12 protein-coding genes are annotated in these 21,720 nt (G+C 63.5%); 3 read left to right on the forward strand and 9 right to left on the reverse strand.

Going from position 1 to position 21,720, the window contains the following annotated elements; all coding sequences use genetic code 11:
• Nucleotides 1–7: 7 nt before the first annotated feature.
• Nucleotides 8–1,198, forward strand: a complete 1,191-nt coding sequence (locus tag R6G97_RS18520; protein ID WP_289717369.1) for a type II secretion system F family protein — start codon at nucleotides 8–10, stop codon at nucleotides 1,196–1,198.
• A 30-nt stretch (nucleotides 1,199–1,228) separates the two neighbouring features.
• On the opposite strand, the gene R6G97_RS18525 is transcribed toward R6G97_RS18520, so the two are convergent.
• Nucleotides 1,229–2,143, reverse strand: a complete 915-nt coding sequence (locus tag R6G97_RS18525; RefSeq protein ID WP_043212356.1) for a site-specific integrase — start codon at nucleotides 2,141–2,143, stop codon at nucleotides 1,229–1,231.
• A gap of 253 nt (nucleotides 2,144–2,396) precedes the next feature.
• Between R6G97_RS18525 and R6G97_RS18530 the strand changes: the two genes are divergently transcribed.
• The gene (locus tag R6G97_RS18530) at nucleotides 2,397–3,044 is read left to right on the forward strand and encodes a DUF1345 domain-containing protein (protein ID WP_090346535.1); all 648 of its coding nucleotides are present in this window, start codon (nucleotides 2,397–2,399) and stop codon (nucleotides 3,042–3,044) included.
• A 264-nt stretch (nucleotides 3,045–3,308) separates the two neighbouring features.
• Entirely contained in the window at nucleotides 3,309–3,569 is a 261-nt protein-coding gene (locus tag R6G97_RS18535; protein ID WP_043212353.1) for a DUF1652 domain-containing protein, read from the forward strand.
• Here R6G97_RS18535 and R6G97_RS18540 read toward each other — a convergent pair whose 3' ends face one another.
• The 8 genes from R6G97_RS18540 to R6G97_RS18575 form a co-directional block, all read right to left on the reverse strand.
• On the reverse strand, nucleotides 3,570–5,651 hold the full coding sequence (locus R6G97_RS18540) for a putative bifunctional diguanylate cyclase/phosphodiesterase (protein ID WP_043212351.1): 2,082 nt from the start codon (nucleotides 5,649–5,651) through the stop codon (nucleotides 3,570–3,572). It lies immediately after the preceding gene.
• A gap of 149 nt (nucleotides 5,652–5,800) precedes the next feature.
• Entirely contained in the window at nucleotides 5,801–10,147 is a 4,347-nt protein-coding gene (locus R6G97_RS18545) for a SpvB/TcaC N-terminal domain-containing protein (RefSeq protein WP_317847336.1), read from the reverse strand.
• A 260-nt stretch (nucleotides 10,148–10,407) separates the two neighbouring features.
• Nucleotides 10,408–11,895: an efflux transporter outer membrane subunit gene (locus R6G97_RS18550; protein WP_070571375.1), complete on the reverse strand. Its 1,488-nt coding sequence runs from the start codon at nucleotides 11,893–11,895 to the stop codon at nucleotides 10,408–10,410.
• Nucleotides 11,892–14,999: an efflux RND transporter permease subunit gene (locus R6G97_RS18555; RefSeq protein ID WP_317847337.1), complete on the reverse strand. Its 3,108-nt coding sequence runs from the start codon at nucleotides 14,997–14,999 to the stop codon at nucleotides 11,892–11,894. Before R6G97_RS18555 ends, R6G97_RS18550 begins: the two co-directional genes overlap by 4 nt.
• A gap of 52 nt (nucleotides 15,000–15,051) precedes the next feature.
• Entirely contained in the window at nucleotides 15,052–18,147 is a 3,096-nt protein-coding gene (locus R6G97_RS18560) for an MdtB/MuxB family multidrug efflux RND transporter permease subunit (protein WP_043214252.1), read from the reverse strand.
• Nucleotides 18,144–19,430: an MdtA/MuxA family multidrug efflux RND transporter periplasmic adaptor subunit gene (locus R6G97_RS18565; RefSeq protein ID WP_043214250.1), complete on the reverse strand. Its 1,287-nt coding sequence runs from the start codon at nucleotides 19,428–19,430 to the stop codon at nucleotides 18,144–18,146. Before R6G97_RS18565 ends, R6G97_RS18560 begins: the two co-directional genes overlap by 4 nt.
• A 201-nt stretch (nucleotides 19,431–19,631) precedes the next feature.
• Complete coding sequence (gene tpx, locus R6G97_RS18570) at nucleotides 19,632–20,132, reverse strand: thiol peroxidase (RefSeq protein ID WP_043214248.1); 501 nt, start codon at nucleotides 20,130–20,132, stop codon at nucleotides 19,632–19,634.
• A gap of 171 nt (nucleotides 20,133–20,303) precedes the next feature.
• Nucleotides 20,304–21,596 carry a serine/threonine transporter gene (locus R6G97_RS18575; protein ID WP_317847338.1) on the reverse strand — a complete coding sequence of 431 codons (1,293 nt, stop codon included), beginning with the start codon at nucleotides 21,594–21,596 and terminating at the stop codon, nucleotides 20,304–20,306.
• Nucleotides 21,597–21,720: the final 124 nt, after the last annotated feature.

The following is a 21,720-nucleotide window of genomic DNA, read 5'->3' on the forward strand; positions in this document are numbered from 1 at the left end:
AACGGCCATGCGCTACAGCCTCAAGGCCCTGGGTCGCCAAGGCATCGTCCAGTTGCAGGTCGAGGCCGAGGATACCGAGCACGCGCGACGACAGGCCGAGAACCAGGGGTTACGGGTCGTGAGCATTCGCAGCCAGGGCGTCGCCCTGCGCGTCCTGGCTTTGCGCCGCGCGCCAGTGTTCGACCTGGTGTTGTTCAGTCAGGAATTGGGCACGTTGCTCAGTGCGGGCCTACCCCTGATCGATGCTCTCGAGAGCCTGGCCGAAAAAGCGCCCAACGCCTCCTCACGCAAGGTGCTGGAGGCGCTAGTACGCCAACTCTACGAGGGCCGCTCGCTGTCCCAGGCCTTGGGCGAACAGCCACGGGTGTTCCCGGCGCTGTATGTGGCCTTGGTGCAATCGAGCGAACGCACCGGTGCCTTGGGAGATGCCTTGGGCCGCTATATCAGCTACCGACAACGCCTGGACGTGGTCCGGCAGAAACTGGTCGGTGCCTCGGTCTACCCTCTGCTGCTGTTGCTGGTGGGGGGTGGCGTGGTGCTGTTCTTGTTGGGCTACGTTGTGCCGCGCTTCAGCCTGGTGTTCGAAGGCATGGGCAACGAGCTGCCGTGGCTTTCGCAGGTTCTGATGAAGATTGGCCTGTTCCTCCACGCGCAGCAGCTACCCCTGGCATTGGCGGCACTGGGGGGCCTTTGCCTCTTGGCCTTGATGCGCCGCAACCCCGCCCTGCGCCGCTGGGCCAGTCGCCAGCTACGCCGTTGGCCCGCGCTGCATCAACGTCTGGTGATGTATGAGTTGGCGCGCTTCTACCGCTCGCTTGGCATCCTCTTGCAAGGTGGTATCCCCATCCTCACCGCGATGTGCATGGCCCGCGGCCTGCTGGGCAGCACCTCGGCGCAAGGGCTTGAACAGGCCAGCCGACGAGTGGGGGAAGGTTTGCCGCTGTCCGATGCGCTGGAGTTGGGCCAGCTGGTCACACCGGTGTCTCTGCGCTTGCTGCGGGCCGGTGAGCAGTCAGGAAACCTGGGGGAAATGCTCGAGCGCTGCGCTGACTTTCACGATCAGGAGATCGGCCGTTGGGTGGAATGGTTCGTACGCTTGTTCGAGCCGCTGCTGATGACCTTCATCGGCCTGCTGATTGGACTGATCGTGATCCTCATGTACATGCCGATCTTCGAGCTGGCCTCGAGTATTCACTAGCATTGGGATGGGTGCGCTGCACGCACCTGATCAGTAGTCGAACCGATCCACCGCCCGTCGCCGCTCGTTGTCGTCGCGCCGGTCGTAGTTGGCGGTGGTCTGGATGTTGGCATGGTGCGCGAGCTTCTGGGCGATGGACAGGTCATGCTCTTCGATCACCCGGGTGATGAATGCCCGGCGAAAATCATGGGGCATGATTTTGACCCCCACCTGAGCCCCACGCTGGCGGGCGATGTAGTAGATGGCGTGCTTGGTGATGCGCGCCCGTGTGATGTGGTTGCCACGGCGGATGCGGTTGAACAGGAATTCATCATCGGCCTCTCCTTCCGGCAAATGCTGGCGTCGAAGATCCAGCCAGGCCTGCAGTTTCTCGAACGCCCAGACGGGGGCGTACTTGATCAACTGGCGATTGCCCTTGCCCATGACCCTCAAGCTACGGGCCTCGAAGTCCACTTGGTCCAGATCGATGTCTACCGACTCGGATTTGCGCATGCCGGTGCCATACAGCAGCGCGATGATCGCCGCATCGCGTACGCCCTGAGGGCGCGGATCGGCGGCGCAGACGTCCATCAACTCGCGAATCAGACTGCGCCTTAAATTGCGCCCCGCCGGCAGCCTGCTGCCGCCTGCCGGCTTGACCTCGCGAATGTGCAACAGCTTTTCATGGTCGATCAGACCCTGGCGCCACGCTTCGTTCATCACCCCGCGTACCGCATTGACATACAGCGACGATGTGTTCGGGGCATAGCCGTCGGTACGCAGCGCTGCCACCAGGGCAACCACATGGCCTGGCTCGAGCTCGTGCCAGGGCACGTCGACGATATCGCAGTCGACAAACCCCAGGCGGTCGGCGGCGTCCTGGAGGATGTAACGCATGGTCAGCTGGCTGGAAGGCGCCAGACGAGCCAGGTACTGCAACAGTGGGTTATGCAAGAAATCGGACAAAACATGGATCCTGAAGCGGGTCTTTCAGATTGGGTGGCAAGCCATATCGACTATAAAACACGGCGGCCATTACGCCTCCGGGTAGTGCCATCATCCTGATATACAAGGCATTTGCCGCTGGCACGGCGGGTGATAGTACCCCATTACCCTCCCTGTTCGAACCCAGGGCGGCGCGCGGTGTCGGAGTCTGGGCTGGATGGCGGGCCAGGCTGAACTAGAGTGTTAGCCATGCTCCTGTCACTGACGAGACCGCATGGCTTTCCACCGCCTCACCCGCACCCACCCTCGCCTGAGCATCGCCATCCTGGCGGGCCTGGTCGGCGCCTGGCTGATTCCTACCGACGATACCGTGCAGCGCATCCTCGCCGGATGGAACCTGGGCGTCTGGCTGTATCTGGTGCTGGTGTTCTGGCTGACCTGGCGCGCCAATGCCGACACCGTGCGCAAGGTTGCCTGCGTGGAAGATGAGAACGCAGGCCTGGTGCTGTTCACCGTCTGCTTCGCGGCCATCGCCAGCCTCGCGGCAGTTACGTTGCAACTGGCCGCCAGCCGTGGCCTGCAGGGAAACGACCAGGCCCTTCATTATTTGTACACGGGTCTGACGGTGGCCGGCTCCTGGCTGCTGATCGGTTGCATCTTCAGCCTGCATTACGCCCGCCTGTTCTATACCAGTGATCCCCACGCGCTGCCGCTGCGCTTTCCCGACGGTGAACGAGCACCGGACTACTGGGACTTTCTCTATTTCTCTTTTACCCTGAGCGTCGCCGTGCAGACCTCCGACATTGGTGTGGCCGGACGCGGCATGCGTCGAGTGGTACTAGCCCATTCGCTGGTGTGCTTCGTCTACAACACGGCAATCCTAGGCTTCACCATCAACATTGCCGCCGGCCTGTTGGGTTGATGCACCGCACCACTGGTCAGAAAAGCACCATGCTCCGACAGCCGCGCGGAACCATCCTGACCAGCCGCTTTTGTCCCGGAAAAACGTTTGCCCTGGCCTTTTGCCGTGATTTGCTGCCCAGACCGTGGCACTGATTCAAATCAAGCAACCGCATATTTGTCATGCTAGGCGCGAGACACTGTCGTCACAGGTGCTATGGTTAGGTTCCTACCGGCCGAATGAGCGGCCGATCACCGCGTCAAGGATCAGGACAAGGAGGCTGGCATGAACAAGATGACGTTCCCCAACGCCTGCCAGGTGATGCGCTGGCATTTCCATCCATTGGGCTTCGAAGCCAGCATGGATGCACCGCGCAGCATGGTCGCCCGGCTGTTCGACCGCGCCACCGGCGAAACATTGCTGGCTATTGCCGGCATCCCCTGCGCGGCCATCATGGCGGCCGCGGATGTAGAGCGGATCATCGAGGCGGTGGAGGCCGAGATGGACGCATTCGAACCCTCATGCGCTCTGCGCGATGCGGTGTAGTCAGAGCGTCTCGGTCTGCCTCACCGTTTTGAGAGCCTTCATGAACTGCTCGGCGGGCATGGGCTGGCCGAGCAGGTAGCCTTGCAGCGAATCACACCCCAGGCGGGTCAAAAACTCCTGCTGGCGGCTGGTCTCCACCCCTTCTGCCACGATGCGCAGCCCAAGGGCCTGGCCCAGGGCGACGATGGCCGAGACGATTGCCGCATCGTCGCTGTCCTGCTCCAGATCGCGAACAAAACCTCGGTCGATCTTCAGCTCATTGGCCGGCAGCCGTTTCAAGTACATCAGGCTTGAATAGCCGGTGCCGAAATCATCGATGGACAGGTCCACCCCCATATCGGAAAGCTTCTGCAGCACGGTCAAGCTCGCGTCGGCGTCGCGCATGGCCGTGGTCTCGGTGATCTCGAGCGTCAGGCGGTTGGCCGGCAGCCGGTTGCTCGCCAAGGCCCGGGCCACGCTATCCACCAGACCGGCATGACAGAACTGGATGGCCGACAGATTCACCGCGATACGCCAGTCGTCATGCCCCTGCTCGAGCCACTCGCGCATCTGCCGGCAGGCTTCGCCGAGCACCCATTCACCGATTGGAATGATCAGGCCGGTCTTCTCGGCAAGGCCGATGAACCGGTCCGGCAACAGCAGCCCGTGCTGCGGATGCTCCCAGCGCAGCAATGCCTCGGCACCGATCGGCTGACGGGCGAGCGCATCGAACTTTGGCTGGTAATGCAGGCGGAACTGGCCATGCTCAAGCGCCGCACGCAGGTCCTGGAGCAGTTGCAGTTGCTGGCGCGCGTTGCTGTTCATCGACACGTCGAAGAAGCTGTAGCCGTTTTTGCCGGCACTTTTCGCGTGATACATGGCCGCATCGGCGTTACGCAGCAGTTCGTGCTGATCCAGCCCATTGCCCGGATAAAGCACGATCCCCACGCTCGCCGAGAGCTGCAGGTCGTGATCGGCCACCCGGTAGGGCCGGGCCACCAGGTTGACCTGCTTCACAGCTACTTCCATGGCATCGGCTGGCTCCTGCAACTCCACCAGCAGCACGAACTCGTCACCACCGATGCGTGCCAGGGTGTCCTGGCTGTGCAGGTGCCCGCGCAAACGGGCCGCCACCGCTTTGAGCAGCAGGTCGCCCACATGATGACCGAAGGCATCGTTGACCGGCTTGAAACCATCCAGGTCAATGAACATCAGGGCAAAGCAGCCGCCCTGCTCCGCCACCTTGCTGATGGCCTGGTCGATGCGCTCGGCCAGTAGGGTGCGATTGGGCAGGCCTGTAAGGGTGTCATGCAGGGCCAACTGGGTCAGTTCCTGGTTGGCCAGGGTCAGGGAGCGTGCGAGGTCCGAGGTGCGCGCCTCCAGGCGCGCATCGAGCACCGACGTGACCAACGCCACGGCGAGCACCGCCAAGGTGGTGATCAACACGACCGAATCCAGGCCGTCGCCACGCAGGCCGTTGGCCAGGGCACCGCAGAAGCTGCCTTCTGGGAAATTGGCCGCCGCCATGCCGGTGTAGTGCATGCCGACGATGGCCATCCCCATCACCACCGCCGCCGCCCCGCGGATGTGCCGCACATAGGGGGTATGACGACGCAGACGGAACGCGATCCACAGGGCCGCCGCCGATGCCCCTACGGCGATGGCCAACGAGGCGCCGAAGAGGGTCGGGTCATAATCGATGCCCGGCACCATCTGCAGTGCAGCCATGCCGGTGTAATGCATACTGGCGATGCCACCGCCCATGATCAGTGCCCCCAGCCCCAACTGCAGCATCGGCAGGCTCGGCTGGCTGACCAGCCACAGGGCGAAGCCCGACGACAGGACCGCGATCAGCAGCGATAGCCCGGTGAGCGTCCAGTCATACCCCAGCTCGATCGGCAGGCTGAAGGCAAGCATGCCGATGAAATGCATCGACCAGATACCGATACCCAGGGCAAAGGCCCCGCCCCCCATCCACAGGTGAGCCGCACGTCCCTGCGCCGTGGCGATCCGGCCAGTGAGGTCCAGGGCGGTATAGGAGGCAAGGATGGCAACGCACAGCGAGATCAACACCAGCGCGGAGGAGTAGCTACCGATCAGCATTTAGATTCCAGCAAAGGGGCTGAGCAAGGGGCCCGAAAAGTTGATTATTGTACTCAAGCGTTAGGGAAACGCACGGGCTTTTTGGGGGTGACAACGAGCCTACCAAGCCACCGCGCAGACCCCGCCCGGGGCCTGCGCGGCGGGTTCGGTCATGCCGTATCGTTTTCGTCCTCCGAGACCGTGAACCAGGGGTAGTACTGCGTGCGTCGCTCGTAGCCCGCGGCAGTGATCACGCGGCACACACGCCCAGTGGCATCGTACAGATGAGTATCGGCATAGAGTCCCTCGCCCGTGCGCTGATCGCTCACCGGGCGCCAATCGTTGAGGTAGAACGGCAGCCAGGTTCGCACCGGTTGTCCCTTGTTGTCGTACTCAGTCTTTCCGCTCACGGCCCAACGTATGGCGGCATGGGCCGTGACAGCCTTGCCATGCTCATCCATCTCCAGCTCGCCCTTGGAGGTGCGGACCAGTGCCTCTCCCGGCTCATGCAAGACCGAGGTCTGCAATGCACGCCCGCCCCCGTCGCTGTAGGTCACGTTCAAGCGCACCTGCTGCTGCGGGTCACCGTCGTAGCGATCGGTCAACAGGCTGATGATGTGCGGCGGCTCGCGCCCTTGGTCCAGGTCAATCTCGAGCCCATGCGTCTGGGCAAAACGCCTGAGCGCCAGTTCGCCGACGCGCCCAGGTTGAAACCTGCCTTGCTCGTCACGGGCCGGGAGCATCCAGCTGTCGGTCACCAGCAGGTGCGCCGTGTGGACCGGCACGTCGCCGCCTTCGAGCGACAGCATGGCCTCCATCGATGTCGGCACTTCGAATGCCCGCGTGGGGTGGTAACCCGCCTTTTCGCCATTTTCCGTGCCGTGGAATCGGCTCTGGACCACCCGTCCCAGTGCATCGAACATCACCGACCGCACATTGTCGTTCGGATCGATGAACGACATTACCGTCATGAAACGCCAGTCATGGCTAAAGCGCGTGCACAAACCTGCTGCGTCGGTCACCTGCTGCACGGCCAGTCCATGAGCCGTCCATTGCACAACCACCTCTCCCGTCAGTTCGCTGTCCCGCGCACCGACCAGCCGGTAGAAACCTTCGGCGCCGCAGTAGCGCGCCAGGCCATGGCGTCCCAGATAGACGCACTTGCCGTCCTCCGGTAGCTCACCGATACGGTAGCCGCCCTGATTCAACAGACGCTCCAGCTCCGCTTGGGGGATGTGGTCTTCGAAAGCGACCAGTGACGCCTGCTCCAGCATGGCCGTCTCGGTGTGAGCCACCAGCGCCTGACGCACCGGCACTTCAGTCAGTTCGCCCGAGGTGTCGCACCACTGCACACGCCTGTATTGACTCAACGCGGCATCGTCCAGTCGCGCAAGAGGCCCCTGCTCTGCCTGCAGGCTTTCCACGGTGAAGCCCCCCTCGGGTACCTGTGCCGACTCCAGTTGCAGCACGTCAGTACGCTCCCCTTCGCTCAGACCGGTCAGATGAACATGCCCGTCATGCAGGTTGCGCACTCGCTGACGCGATAACGTCAGCCACACCACGTTCTGTTGCGCGTCGCGAGAAGCGGCCTCAAGCCCTTCAGGCAACGTGTCCGGGTAAGGCGATGGCGTGACGGCATCCCTGCGCGGATAGCGGATGTCCACGCTTTGCAGGACGCTGCCATAAAGGTCTTGCTCCAGGATGACCACCTGCGAAACCACCGGGTCCTCAGCGATACGCTCCGTAGCCAACGTCAAATGCTCCACCGCGGTTACCAGCGCCGCAGGCTTCGTCGGAATGCCGGTCTCATAGGCCCGTATCTGAAAACGCTGGCGGGTGATGCTGTAGGGCACGCCCGCCCGATCGCTGCCGTCCAGACCGTAGGTTTCCGTACGCACCGGCATTCCCTTCAGCGCGCGCAACAGCCAACGCCGTGTCTCGCCCTCCGGCGCGTAGGGCACCTCCTGCTGGTCGGTTTCCAGCCGGGTGATGCGCAGCGGGCTGACGGCAAAGTCAGACTCCGCCGAGCCCGGCGCCGCAAATATGCCCTCCAAGGTCGTGTCATAAGCTTCGATTCCACTGAGGAACCAGGTGCGGATCTGTGCAGGTGGCGAACGCTCTGGCGCAGTGCCCTGGGCCTCGACCAGCGTGTCGGTCTGGATCAGGCGGGTAAACCCGCGAAACTCTCGTTCGATACCGTCCCAGATGCCGCGCAGGTATGTCATGCCGCTGACGGTACGCAGCCCGCTGATGTCATCGACCGTGGTCACTCGGCTGAGCATGTGTACCGGAAACGGCAGCAGGCTCACCGCCGCCTTGCCTTGTGCGGTCAAGGCGGCTTTTTCATCCAGCCAGCCCTGGGCTGAGCTGCGGTAGTCGAACTGGGTACGGCTTCCGGTGTTGGTGCAGACCTGGGCCAGCAACCACGGCCGCCGGTCGTTGAAACGGTATGCCCAGGTCCGTGGCGCCATGTGCGGCACGGTCAGCACCAGCTCTGCCGTGCCCTGTCCGCGCAGGTCCGTCACCTGCAGCAGGCAGGTGTCATCCAGCACCACTCCCTTCGGCGCCGGCACTGGCGCAGCCTCCACGAAGCAGTTGCCGGCCTGGCTGATGAACACCCTTACACGGTCGGCCTCGCGGTACAGGATGTCGGTGGTGCCGCTGCCATCCGTATCCCCGAGAAACACCCGCGAGGCGCTGAAGTTCTCCACGGCGAAGCCGCCGATGTCGATTGGCTCACCGAAGCGGCCATGGCCGAGCGACGGCCAATAGGTGACGCCCTGCCCAGTAATTTCCATCAGATGCTGCTGGCCGCTGCCGGCCGGATCAGCGAATGCCACCAGCCGATGCTCACCGCCCTCCAAGGGTAATGGCGTCGTCCCCAGGTATGGCGTATCACTCGCCCGCTGCCAGCCTTCGCCGGCAGCACTGGCCCACAACCGGACACTGCGCGGGCCGATCATGGCGACATCCAGCAGTCCTGCGCCCGTCAGGTCGACCCGCTGGGCGCTGGGGTTCAACCATTCCGAGGGCAGGGCCTGGAGGGGAATGAACCGGCTCCACTGGCCGTCCGGGCCAAGGGTGAAGCTGCCATGCATGCCCGGCTGGGCGATCAGCCACTCGGGCCGGCCATCACCGTTCAGGTCGGTCAAGACGCCTGCCGCCATGGCTGGAACCTGGGGTAGTACCTGTGGCCCGCCCCACGTCACGGCATCCGCTCCTTGCGTGGCATCGCGCTGCGGTGCGCGGTAGTGCCAGGCACCTTCGTGCTGGTAAAGCAGCCCTGGCACGCCGTCGCCATGCAGATCGGCCATCTGCCAGCGAGGCGGGCTGAAGCCGTCCAGTTCAGGCAGCGCGTCCCAGGCCGGTGCCTTGCGCCCCGGCCGGCTCAGCTCGAACTCCGTCGGTGGCAGGGTCACCGGCGTACCGTCTGGTTCATAGGCCACCAGCTGGGCCGACATCAGCAGTGTCGCCACGGCTGAATGTTCGTGGACAAGGTGCAGGCGCGAGACCAGCACCGGGGTCGTATCGGCCTTTGCGGCCATCATCTGGGTACGGTGCCAGAGCATGACGTCCCGGCACAGACGCCGTACGCGCGTGTTGAAGCCCCAGCGCCAGAAACTGTAGCGGTCCTGGCGAACCGGCCAAGGCGCGTCCGTCTCGAACGGCGGGGAAACATCCAGGGGCGTATTGCGCTCGCCATAATCGAACAGCATTACGCTCATGAAGTCCTCGGCGTCGAAAGCGCCTTCAGGCACCAGCAAAGCGTCCGACGGGGTCGCGTTCAGCGCATGCACGCCGACCAAATACAGATTCGTCACCTGCCGGTGGGCAGCCAGTTCCTGGACGTCGCAGCCAGCGTCATCCTCACGGCGATAGGTGTAGACCAAGTGCTCGCCCTTGGCGCTGACCGTCTCTTCGGCGTACCAGCCAGCCACCCGCGAAGGGTCCTGCGGATCGCTCAATCGGGCGCTGGCCGACCAGCCGAACAAGGTGATGCTGCCGTCGGCATGGTAGTTGAGCCAGAAGCCTGGTGAATCGGGGCTTGCGTTGGGCCGCCAGTGTTCGAGACGCTCCCCGCGGCCGCCGCTGCGCGACACCCAGGGCGTGACCGTGTACTCAGCGATGACTGTGGAGAACGGCAAGCTGCGCTCGATACGCACACCTGCTTTGTCGCGCAGGATTTCCTCGCCGTCTGGGCCGGCCAAACGATCGTCGTCGTTATACCGTGGGATGCCGAAACGGCTCATGCGCGATACCGCAGGCAGCGGGCAATGCCAGCCGGCGCCGAACGCATCGTTACCGCCACCTGAGCTGTAGCTCAGCGTCAACGACGGCGACAGCTCGCGCCCGGTGGGCAGGGGCAACGGCAACGACCAGCCGGCCGCACCATCGGCGCTGCCGACGGACAGCATGCCGCCACCGATGGAGACGGTACCGCCGCCTTTGGGTAGCGACGGCGGGGTAAACAAGGGGTCGCGGCGAGAGTCCACGGACGTAGAGGATGAATCAGGCATGTTGGGCTCCTGCGCGCCCTCCCGCATGTCGCGGGAACGGCGCAGACTACTGGATGGCATGGAAGGAGCGTGCCTGCATGCCCGCCCGCTGTTGGCGGGCGCTCTGACGCGCATGCAGGGCGAGATCGCTCAAGCTTCGAAAAAGCTTATCCATCGGCCCAACGGGGCAGAACTGCCCGAAACACTAGGTGGCGCCCGGCAGGAAAAGATGCTTGCGCTGCACCTGCCAGCCTGCGCAGCTTTACCGACCGCTAGCGAACCTAATCCGCCTCGGCAAACGCTTGCTGGGCATCCCAGCCACCGCCCAACGCGGCAATCAACTGCACGCTGGCGACCAGCCTGCCCTGAAGCAAAGTCAACACACTGCGTTCGTTGCTGAGCGCGGTGGTTTGGACGTTGACGACATCCAGGTAGCCGATCAGTCCGGCACGGTACTGGTTTTCGGTCAGGCGCAGCGATTCACGGGCAGCATCCAGCGCTTCCTGGCGTACCACGGCTTCGTCCCCATACACCTTGAGCTGAACCAGATAGTTCTCGACCTCTTTGAAGCCATCGAGCACGGTTTGCCGGTACTGGGCCACGGTCTGGTCGTATACCGCCACGGTGCGATCCACCTCGGCACTGCGCCGACCGGCGTCGAACAGGGTCATGGCCAGCGAAGGCCCCACCGACCAGTAGCGGTTGGGCAGCTCGATCCAGTTGCTGAAGCTGCTGCTGGAGTACCCACCGCTCATGCTCAGGCTCAAATCCGGGAAGTACGCCGAGCGCGCCACGCCGATGTTGGCGTTGGCGGCCATCACGTTGCGCTCGGCCGAGGCGATGTCGGGGCGGCGCTCGAGCAGTTGCGAAGGCAGCGACACAGGGATCTGCGGCAAGGCCGGGATGCGTTTGCTATCGGCCAGGGCGAAGTCCGCCGGCGCCTTGCCCAGCAGCACAGCGATGGCATTTTCGTACTGCGCGCGCTGCCAGGCCAGATCGATCAGGTCAGCCTCGGTGCTCTTGAGCTGGGTGCGCGCCTGCGCCACGGCATCGGGCCCGGCAACCCCAGCGCGGTACTGGTTTTCGTTCATTCGCAGCGAACGTGCATAGGCGGCCACGGTGGCCTCCAGCAAGCGCTTCTGCTCATCGATCACACGCAGCTGCAGGTAGTTCTGCACCAGCTCCGACTGCAGGCTAAGGCGGATCGCCGCCAGGTCCGCGAGACTGGCCTGGGCACTGGCCTCATTGGCATTGAGCGTCTCGCGCAACTTGCCCCAAAGGTCGATCTCCCAGCTCACGCCAAGCTGGGCGTTATAGGTGTTGCGGATGCCGCTGCTGTTGTTCGACAGGCTCGAACTGCTACTACCGGTGCCCTGGGCCGAGCGGGTCTTGCCCACGGAAAGGTCCAGGCTTGGGAACAACGCGCCCCGGCTGCTACGCACCAAGGCCTGGGCCTGACGGTACTGGGCCTCGTATTGGGCAACGGTCTGGTTGTTGCGGTTGAGTTCCTCGACCAGGGCATTGAGCTCTGCATCGCCGTAAATCTCCCACCAGGCGCCGCGGGCAATCGCATCGGAGGGGTTGGCCTGGGTCCAGCCCTCGGCCTGCTTGAACTGCGCTGACGTGGCGGTTTCCGGGCGGTGATAGTCCGGGCTCAGGGTACAGGCGCTGAGCAGCGCCACGCAAAGCCCGGCGCCGACCAGGCGCGAGCCGCGCCCACGGGTGAGCAGCTTCAGGGCGTGGTGAAGTGGGGTCTGGGCAAAGTTCATAGCGGGGTATCCAGTGCGGCGTCGGTGCGCACGCCACGCCAGCGGTTGAACCGATGGCGCAGGCGGTCGAGGTACAGGTAGACCACAGGCGTGGTGTAGAGGGTCAGAACCTGGCTGAACACCAGGCCACCGATGATCGTCAGGCCCAGGGGCTGGCGCATTTCGGCGCCCTCGGCACGGCTGAGCAGCAGCGGCAGCGCGCCGAGGATGGCGGCCAGCGTGGTCATCAGGATCGGGCGCAGGCGCAGCAGGCACGCTCGGCGGATGGACTCCTCCGGGCTCAGGCCATCGTTGCGCTCCAGTTGCAGGGCCAGGTCGATCATCAGGATGGCGTTCTTCTTCACCACCCCGATCAGCAGGAACAAGCCCAACAGCGAGATCAGGCTGAACTCGCCCCCGGTGGCGTACAGCGCCAGCAAGGCGCCCACCCCGGCCGAAGGCAAGGTGGAAAGAATGGTCAGCGGATGGATGTAGCTTTCATAGAGGATACCCAGCACCAGATACACCAGCACCAGGGCGCCGAGGATCATCAGCGGCTGGCCCTGGGTGGTCTTGGCGAAGGCATCGGCGGTACCGCCAAGCTTGGCGATCACTTCCTCCGGCAGGCCGAGCTTGGCCACCGTGCGCTCCACCGCGGCCATGGCCTGGTCGGGGCTGTAGCCTTCGGCGACGTCGAAGGCGATGGCTTCGGAAGCGAACTGCCCTTCGTGGCTGACACGGTCATTGGCCAGACTGTTCTCGTAGCGGGCGAAACTCGACAACGGCACACGCGCACCGTCGGCGGTGATCACCTGGACCTGTTCCAGGGTGCTCGGGTCCCAGGCGTACTTTGGGTTGATCTCCAGCACCACTTGGTACTGGTTGAGGCTGTCGTAGATGGTCGAGATCTGCCGCTGGCTGTAGGCGTTGTTCAGCACCGTGGTGACCATCTCCATGTCGATCCCCAAGCGCTTGGCCTGGTCGCGGTCCACCACCAGCGTCACCTGCTGGGTACCGGCGCCGTCACGGGCATCGATGGCCGTCAGCTCGGGCAAGGCGCGCAGGGCTGCGACCACCTTCGGAAACCACTCGCGCAAGGCGCTCAAGTCGCCACTTTGCAGGGTATAGAGGTACTGCGAGGTGGATTGGTCACGCCCGCCTCCGCCCAGCTGCAAATCCTGGTCGGCCATCAGGAACAACCGGCCACCGGGCACCTTGGGCATTTCCTTGCGCAGGCGTTCGATCACCTGCTGGGCCGACAGCTTGCGCTCGCCGATGGGCTTGAGGCGCACCAGCACGAAGGCATTGTTGGTCCCACTGTTGCCGCCAATGAAGCCTGCCACGCTCTCTACCGCCGGGTCGGCCAGCAAGGCGCGGCGGTAGATTTCCATCTTCGGCTGCATCACGCTGAACGACAGGCCATCGTCGCCACGGATGAAGCCCTGCAACTGCCCGGTGTCCTGCTGGGGCATGAGCGTCTTGGGCACCACCACGTACAGGGCGATGTTGACACCGATGGTCACCAGCAGGCTGATCAGCGTGAGCCGCTTGTGACGCAGCGCCCAACCCAGGCTGTGGTCGTAGGCCGCCACCATGCGCTGGTGCAATTGGTCACTCCAGCGCTGCAGGCGGTTCTGTTCCTGGGCGTGGGGTTTGAGCCAGCGCGAGCAAAGCATGGGGGTGAGGGTCAGCGACACCAGCAGCGACACCAGGATCGCCGCGGCCAGGGTGATGGAAAACTCCTGGAACAGCCCCCGCACGATGCCGCCCATGAACAGGATGGAAACGAACACCGCCACCAGCGAGACGTTCATCGACAGCAGGGTGAAGCCCACCTCCTTGGCGCCGAGGTAGGCCGCGCGCATGGGCGGCTGGCCATCCTCGATATGGCGGGAGATGTTCTCCAGCACCACGATGGCATCGTCCACCACCAACCCCGTGGCAAGGATCAACGCCATCAACGACAGGTTGTTCAAAGAGAACCCGAACAGGTACATGATCGCGAAGGTGCCCACCAGCGAGACCGGCACGGCCAGACTGGGAATCAACGACGCACGGACATTGCCCAGGAACAGATACACCACCAGGATCACCAGCACCACCGCGATCAGCAGGGTGTGCTCGGCTTCCTTCAAGGTGGCCTTGATCACCGGCGAGCGGTCCATGGCCACGTTGAGCTTGACGCTTGCCGGCAGCAACGACTGCAAGGCTGGCAACTGCGCCTTGATCTCGTCGACGGTCTGGATGATGTTGGCGCCGGTCTGGCGGTTGACCACCAGCAGCACCGCGGCCTGATCATTGAAGAAGCCACTGTTGTAGCGGTTCTCGACGCCGTCGGTGATGCTCGCCACATCGGACAAGCGCAGGATTGCGCCGTCCTGCTGGCGGATCACCAGCGGCTCGTAGTCCTTGGCTGTTTCCAGCTGGTCGTTGGCACGCACCTGCCAGTTGCGCTCGGCATCTTCGACGAAGCCCATGGGCCGGCGCTGGTTGGCATTGGCCACCGCGGTGCGCACTTCATCGAGGGACAAGCCGTACTGGTTGAGCAATTGGGGTTCCACCGAGATGCGCACCGCCGGCAGCGAGCTGCCGCCGATCTGCACTTCCCCTACCCCGCTGACCTGGGCCAGGCTCTGGGCCAGGATGGTGTCGGCCATGTCGTAGAGCTGGCCTTTGGACAGGACCTCGGAGGTCAGCGACAGCACCATGATCGGTGCCTGGGAGGGGTTGATCTTCTTGTAGGTGGGCATGCTGCGCATACCGCTGGGCAGCAGGTTGCGGGTGGCGTTGATCGCAGCCTGCACCTCGCGCGCCGCACCGTCGATGTCGCGTCCCATGTCAAAACCGATGATCACCCGGGTCGAGCCCTGGTTGGAGCTGCTGGTCAGCGTAGTGACCCCGGCGATGCTGCCAAGCTTGCGCTCCAGCGGCGTGGCCACGGTGGCCGCCATCACCTCAGGGCTGGCCCCCGGCAAGTTGGCCTGCACCACGATCACGGGAAAGTCCATCTGCGGCAATGGAGACACCGGCAGCAAGCCGAAGCTCACGCCCCCCAAGAGCATGATCGCCAGGCTCAGTAGCATGGTCGCCACAGGCCGGCGAATGAACGGGCCGGACAGGTTCATTGGAAGCTCCAAGCCACGAGCTGCACGCTAGGAGAAAGAGCGTCGCCGCCGATCATGCTGCCTCCTGCGTCAAACCCTGCTTGCCAAAGCGGCGGGCCAGACGGTCGAAATACAGGTAGATGACCGGCGTGGTGAACAGCGTCAGCACCTGGCTGACCAGCAGCCCACCCACCATCACCAGGCCCAGGGGCTGGCGCAGCTCGGCGCCGGAACCGGTGGCAAGCATCAAGGGCACGGCACCGAACAGCGCTGCCAGGGTGGTCATGAGGATCGGCCGGAAACGCAACAGCGCCGCCTGGTAGATGGCATCGCGCGGGGCCATGCCCTGGTTGCGCTCGGCCTCCAGGGCGAAGTCGATCATCATGATGGCGTTCTTCTTGACGATACCGATCAGCAGGATGATGCCGATGATGGCGATCATCCCCAGGTCGTTGCCGCTCAGGATCAAGGCCAGCAAGGCACCGACCGCCGCCGACGGCAGGGTCGAGAGAATCGTCACCGGGTGGATGTAACTCTCATAGAGCACGCCCAACACGATATACATGGTGACCACCGCTGCAAGAATCAGCAGCAATGTGCTCGACAACGACGCCTGGAAAGCTTCGGCGGCACCCTGGAAGCGAGTCTGTACGCCCAGGGGCATGCCGATTTCCTGCTGTACCTGCTCGATGACCTTGACCGCTTCGCCCAGGGACGCGCCATGGGCCAGGTTGAACGACATCATCACGGCCGGGAACTGACCGATATGGGAGATCGCCAGCTGCGCCTGACGCTGCTCGATCCTTGCCAGGGCCGACAGACGTACCTGGCCGCCATCGGTGGCCTTGACGTGGATCGACTCCAGTGCCTGCGGGCCAATGGTCGAGGCGGTCTGCGACTGCAGCACGACGCGGTACTGACTGGCCTGGGTATAGATGGTGGAAATCTGCCGCTGACCGAAAGCGTCGTACAGGGCGTTGGTGATCTGCGACACGCTGATGCCCAGGCGGCTGGCCATGTCGCGATCGATCACCAGGTACACCTGCAGGCCCTTGTCCTGCAGGTCGCTGGCCACATCCTGTAGCTCCGGCCGCTGCTGCAGGGCCTGGACCAACTTGCCACTCCACTCGGCGAGCAGGTCGGCGTCGGGCGAAGAGAGGCTGAACTGGTATTGCGTACGGCTGACCCGGTCTTCGATGCTCAAGTCCTGCACGGGCTGCATGAACAGGCGGATCCCCACCAGCTTGTCGACCTGCGGCTGCAGGCGGTCGATGACCTCGCTGGCAGTGACATCCCGCTCGCCGTGTGGCTTGAGGTTGATCAGCAAGCGACCGCTGTTGAGCGTGGCGTTGTCCCCATCCACGCCGATGTAGGACGAGAGGCTCTGGACCGCCGGGTCCTTGAGGATCACCTGGCTCAGCGCCTGCTGGCGCTCGCTCATGGCGGCGAACGAGGTGGACTGGGGCGCTTCGGAGATCCCCTGGATCACGCCGGTATCCTGCGCCGGGAAGAACCCTTTGGGCACGATGACGTACAGCAACACCGTCAGCACCAGGCTTGCCACCGCCACTAGCAAGGTCAGCGGCTGGTGCCTGAGCACCCATTGCAGGCCTCGGCCGTAGCGTTCGATCAGCCAGTCGATCCAGGCGCCACTGGCACGGTAGAAGCGCCCCTGCTCTTCATCCTTGGGCTCACGCTTGAGCAGCCGAGCGCACATCATCGGGGTCAGGGTCAGGGACACCACCAGGGAAATCAGGATCGCCACCGCCAAGGTGATGGCGAACTCGCGGAACAGCCGGCCGACCACGTCAGCCATGAACAGCAGCGGGATCAGCACCGCGATCAGCGAGAACGTCAGCGAGACCAAGGTGAAACCGATCTGACGGGCACCTTTGAGCGCCGCCTGCATCGGCGTCTCACCCTCTTCGATATGCCGGGAGATGTTCTCCAGCATCACGATCGCATCGTCCACCACAAAGCCGGTGGCAATGGTCAGGGCCATCAATGTGAGGTTGTTGACCGAAAATCCGGCCAGGTACATCACGCCGAAGGTGCCGATCAAAGACAGCGGCACGGCAATCGACGGGATAAGGGTGGCGCTGAAACGGCGCAGGAACACGAACGTGACCATCACCACGAGTGCAATGGCGATCAACAGTTCGTGCTGCACGTCCTTGACGGCGGCACGAATGGTCTGGGTACGGTCGGTGAGAACGGTGACATCCAAGCCGGCCGGCAAGTTATCGGTGATCGAGGGCAGCATTTCCTTGATCAGGTCGACCACTTCGATGACGTTGGCACCCGGCTGACGCTGGATGTTCAGCAGCACCGCCTGGTTCTCGTTGGCCCAGGCTGCGAGGCGCTCGTTCTCGGCGCCGTCGACGATCTCGGCGACATCTTTCAGACGCAAGGGCGCGCCGTTGTTGTAGGCCAGGATGAGGTTGGCGTACTCCTCGGGTGAGCGCAGTTGGTCGTTGGCGTCGAGCATCGACACCCGCGTCGGGCCGTCGAAGTTGCCCTTGGGCTGGTTGACGTTGGAGGCGCCGATCAGAGTGCGCACGTCGTCCAGGTTCAGGCCGTTGGCCGCCAAGGCATCGACATTGACCTTGATACGCACCGCCTGACGCTGACCGCCGGCGATGCTGACCATGCCCACCCCGCTGATCTGGGCGATCTTCTGCGCCACCCGGGTATCGACCAGGTCGTTGAGCTTGGGCAGTGGCATGGTCTTGGAGGAAATGGCCAGGGTCAGCACCGGGGTATCGGCCGGGTTGACCTTGTTGTACACCGGTGGCGCCGGCAGATCGCTGGGCAACAGGTTGTTGGCCGCGTTGATCGCCGCCTGGACCTGTTGCTCGGCGACATCCATGTTCATGTCGAGGTTGAAGCGCAGGGTCAGCACCGAGGCCCCGCCGGAGCTGGTGGAGGCCATTTGCGTCAGGCCTGGCATCTGACCGAACTGACGCTCCAGGGGGGCCGTGACTGCGCTGGTCATGACCTGGGGGCTGGCGCCGGGATACAGGGTCATGACCCGGATGGTCGGGTAATCGACCTGGGGCAAGGCCGAGACCGGCAACAGCTTGTAGGCGATCAGGCCGGCCAGGACGATGGCCAACATGCTCAGCGTGGTGGCGACCGGGCGGAGGATGAACAGGCGCGAGAGGTTCATGCGCCCGCCTTGCTCGACTCACCAGCCTGGGCCGAGCCCTTGGCGTCCTGGCCTTGCAGATGCTGCCCGGGAGTGGTCGGCACCTGAGAGCTGTCTTGGACGACCTCCACCTTGCTGCCTTCGCGCAGACGGTCGGTGCCCTCGAGCACCAGGCGATCACCGGCGGCCAGGCCTTCGAGCACTACGCTCTGCTCACCGTCGCTGGGGCCGACCTTGAGCTTGCGGATATTGACCGTGCTCTGGGCGTTGACCACATAGGCGAAGGTGCCGTCATTGCCAAACTGGATGGCTGCGGATGGGGCCAGCAGCACCTGTTTGAGGGTATCGGCCAACAGGCGCACGTTGACGAACTGATTGGGGAACAGGGCCTGGTCCTTGTTATCGAAGCGGGCCTTGAACTTCAGGGTGCCAGTGGTGGTGTCTATCTGGTTGTCCAGACTGCCCAGCACACCGGTGGACTGCAGCTTGCTGTCGCTGCGGTCCCAGGCCTCGACTGGCAGGGTCGCGCCGCTGCGGTAGCGCTCGAGCACGGTGGAAAGCTCGGTCTCGGGCAAGGTAAAGGCCACGCTGATCGGCTCGGTCTGGGTGATCACCACCAGGGCGGTGGTGTCGTTGGCGGCCACCAGGTTACCCAAGTCCAGCTGGCGCAGGCCTACCCGGCCACTGATGGGGGCGCGGATCTGGGTGAAGTCCAGGTTTAAGCGAGCATCGTTGACCTGCGCCTGGTTGGTCTTGACCAACCCCTGGAACTGCGCGACCTGGGCCTGGGCAGTGTCCAAGGTCTGCTTTGCGATGCTGTCTTCGGCATACAAGCCTTTATAACGGGCCAGATCGACCTGGGCGTTCTTCAGCTGGGCCTGGTTCTGCGCCAGGGTGCCTTCTGCCTGCTGCAGGGCGATGCGGTAAGGACGCGGGTCGATTTCAGCGAGCAGATCGCCGGCCTTGACCTGCTGGCCTTCCTTGAAGTGAATCTTGACCAGCTCACCAGCCACCCGGCTACGGACGTTGACGGTATTGGTTGCCGTCACAGTGCCCAAAGCCTTGTAGTACAGCGGGAAATCGCCGACATGCACGGGCTCCACACGCACCGGTACCGGATCGGTGGAACCACCGAAGCCCGGACGCCCCATTCCCATGCCCATGCCTTTGCCGGGCCGTCCGCCCGGCTTCGCCGTATCAGGCGTAGCTGCAGGCCACAGCCACCAGGCCAGGAGGGCCACCAGCAGCAGGATCAGCAGGCCGACGAGCCAGCGACGCGGGGAACGAGAAACGGAAGATTGCATGGGTTGAACGAACCTTGTTCAGGAAATGACGACTGGGGAGGATGAACGATAAGCACTGACACCGTATTAGCAAAGGACCTTTACCAGGCATTTACCTTCGGCTTACGTTGCCAAGATGCTGAACTTTAAATGAAAACGGCCTGGAGATCGCTCCAGGCCGTTACAACGTGTGACCGCTGGGGCACACAGCCCCCGGCCTGTTTACTTCAGCACGGCCAGCGCCGCGTCGTAGTTCGGCTCGTCAGCGATTTCGCCAACCAATTCGCTGTGCAGGACCTTGTCGTTTTCATCCAGCACCACCACTGCACGGGCAGCCAGGCCGGCCAGCGGGCCGTCGGCGATGGCCACGCCGTAGTTTTCGAGGAACTCGCGACCACGCAGGGTCGACAGGTTCTTCACGTTCTCCAGGCCTTCGGCACCGCAGAAACGCGCCTGGGCGAACGGCAGGTCGGCAGAAATGCACAGCACCACGGTGTTGGCCACGTCGTTGGCCTGGGCATTGAATTTGCGCACGGAGGTGGCGCAAGTCGGGGTGTCGACGCTCGGGAAGATGTTCAGCACCTTGCGCTTGCCAGCGAAGTTCTGCAGCGAGGTGTCGGCCAGGCCTTCACCGACCAGGGAAAACGCCGGTGCTTGGGCGCCGACCTGCGGCAGATTGCCTTTGACCTGTACCGGGTTGCCTTTGAGAGTCACTTGAGCCATGACGAGATCCTTATGCGGGGTTTTGAAAGGACACTGAGTTAAGCATGAAGGCGCGCAAGTGCCTATCGGAAAAGTTAAATTGTTCTAATTCCAGGATTTTTTTGTGGACAATAAAAAGACCCAAATGGCGACAAACCATCCGGGCCTTTCTCTTTATACAGTGTCGGCAGGTCAGCCCAGCAGGCTATCGACCACCGAATAGACCACCGAGGACATGGCCACCAGGCCCAGCACCACGACGAAGACGTTGGACATTGCTCCACTGTACTTGCGCATCGCCGGCACACGGCGGATGGCGTGCATCGGCATCAGGAACAGCAGCGCAGCGATGATCGGGCCGCCAAGGGACTCGATCATGCCCAGGATGCTTGGGTTGAGGGTCGCGACGACCCAGCACACCACCAGCATCAGCGCAGCGACCACACGGTCCATGGCCTTGGCACCTGGGCGCAGGCCAGCCTTGCCGATGATGCCCTTGAGACCCTCGCTGGCGCCGATGTAGTGGCCCAGGAAGGATTTGGCGATGGCGATGAAAGCGATCAACGGCGCGGCGAAGGCAATGGCCGGGTTACTGAAATGGTTGGCCAGGTACGACAGGATCGACAGGTTCTGTGCCTTGGCCTCGGCGAGCTGCGCACTGCTGAGGGTCAGCACGCAGCTGAAGACGAAGAACAGCACCATCGCCACCATCAGCAGGTGAGCGCGCGCCAGGATCTGCCCGCTGCGCTCGTCGGCGTGCTCGCCGTAGCGGCGTTTCTGGTCGACCGCAAAGGCTGAAATGATCGGCGAGTGGTTGAAAGAGAACACCATCACCGGGATCGCCAACCACATCGTATGCAGGAAGGCCGAACCCGACGGCAGTTGGCCTGCGCTGTCGAGGATGCCGCCATTCCAGTGCGGTACCAGGTACAGGGCCAGCAGCGCCAGGGCGACGATGAATGGGTAGACCAGCAGGCTCATGACCTTGACCGTCGCCTGTTCTCCGCAGCGCACGATCAGCAGCAAGCCGAAGATCAGCAGGAACGACAACAGCGCCCGCGGTGGCGGAGTCATGTGCAGCTGGTGCTCCATGAAGCTGCTGACGGTGTTGGTCAGAGCGACGCTGTAGATGAGCAGGATCGGGAAGATGGCGAAGAAGTACAGAACGGTGATCAGCGCGCCGGCTTTGATGCCGAAGTGCTCTTCGACCACCTCGGTGATGTCGCCGCCGCTGCGCCCGGAGAGCACGAAACGGGTCAGTCCGCGGTGAGCGTAATAGGTCATCGGGAAGGCCAGTACGGCCAGGATAAGCAGCGGCCAGAAGCCGCCAAGGCCGGCGTTGATCGGCAGGAACAAGGTTCCGGCGCCGATTGCCGTGCCGAACAGGCCCAGCATCCAGGTGGTGTCTTGTCGCGACCAGCTGCCGAGGGTGGCTGGGGTCGATTCTTCGAAGCGTTGTTCAACGCTTGGGGCCTGCTCATTCATTCCGGGTGCAACTCCACTCGCAAGACTGCAACAGGCTGAGAGCGGCGAAACAGAAGGCTTCGCACACCTCAACCGAAAAGAGGGGCGCGATTGTGCGCTGATTGGGTTGCACTTGCATAGCCCC

Source organism: Pseudomonas sp. HTZ2, from assembly GCF_033173945.1.
In the GTDB taxonomy this organism is placed as follows: Bacteria; Pseudomonadota; Gammaproteobacteria; order Pseudomonadales; family Pseudomonadaceae; genus Aquipseudomonas; species Aquipseudomonas guariconensis.

Bases quoted from the DNA above. Each gene is read 5' to 3' on its own strand.
- R6G97_RS18520 (WP_289717369.1), top strand. From the start codon at position 8: ATGCGCTACAGCCTCAAGGCCCTGGGTCGCCAAGGCATCGTCCAGTTG.
- R6G97_RS18530 (WP_090346535.1), top strand. From the start codon at position 2,397: ATGGCTTTCCACCGCCTCACCCGCACCCACCCTCGCCTGAGCATCGCC.
- R6G97_RS18535 (WP_043212353.1), top strand. From the start codon at position 3,309: ATGAACAAGATGACGTTCCCCAACGCCTGCCAGGTGATGCGCTGGCAT.
- R6G97_RS18540 (WP_043212351.1), bottom strand. From the start codon at position 5,651: ATGCTGATCGGTAGCTACTCCTCCGCGCTGGTGTTGATCTCGCTGTGC.
- R6G97_RS18545 (WP_317847336.1), bottom strand. From the start codon at position 10,147: ATGCCTGATTCATCCTCTACGTCCGTGGACTCTCGCCGCGACCCCTTG.
- R6G97_RS18550 (WP_070571375.1), bottom strand. From the start codon at position 11,895: ATGAACTTTGCCCAGACCCCACTTCACCACGCCCTGAAGCTGCTCACC.
- R6G97_RS18555 (WP_317847337.1), bottom strand. From the start codon at position 14,999: ATGAACCTGTCCGGCCCGTTCATTCGCCGGCCTGTGGCGACCATGCTA.
- R6G97_RS18560 (WP_043214252.1), bottom strand. From the start codon at position 18,147: ATGAACCTCTCGCGCCTGTTCATCCTCCGCCCGGTCGCCACCACGCTG.
- R6G97_RS18565 (WP_043214250.1), bottom strand. From the start codon at position 19,430: ATGCAATCTTCCGTTTCTCGTTCCCCGCGTCGCTGGCTCGTCGGCCTG.
- tpx (WP_043214248.1), bottom strand. From the start codon at position 20,132: ATGGCTCAAGTGACTCTCAAAGGCAACCCGGTACAGGTCAAAGGCAAT.
- R6G97_RS18575 (WP_317847338.1), bottom strand. From the start codon at position 21,596: ATGAATGAGCAGGCCCCAAGCGTTGAACAACGCTTCGAAGAATCGACC.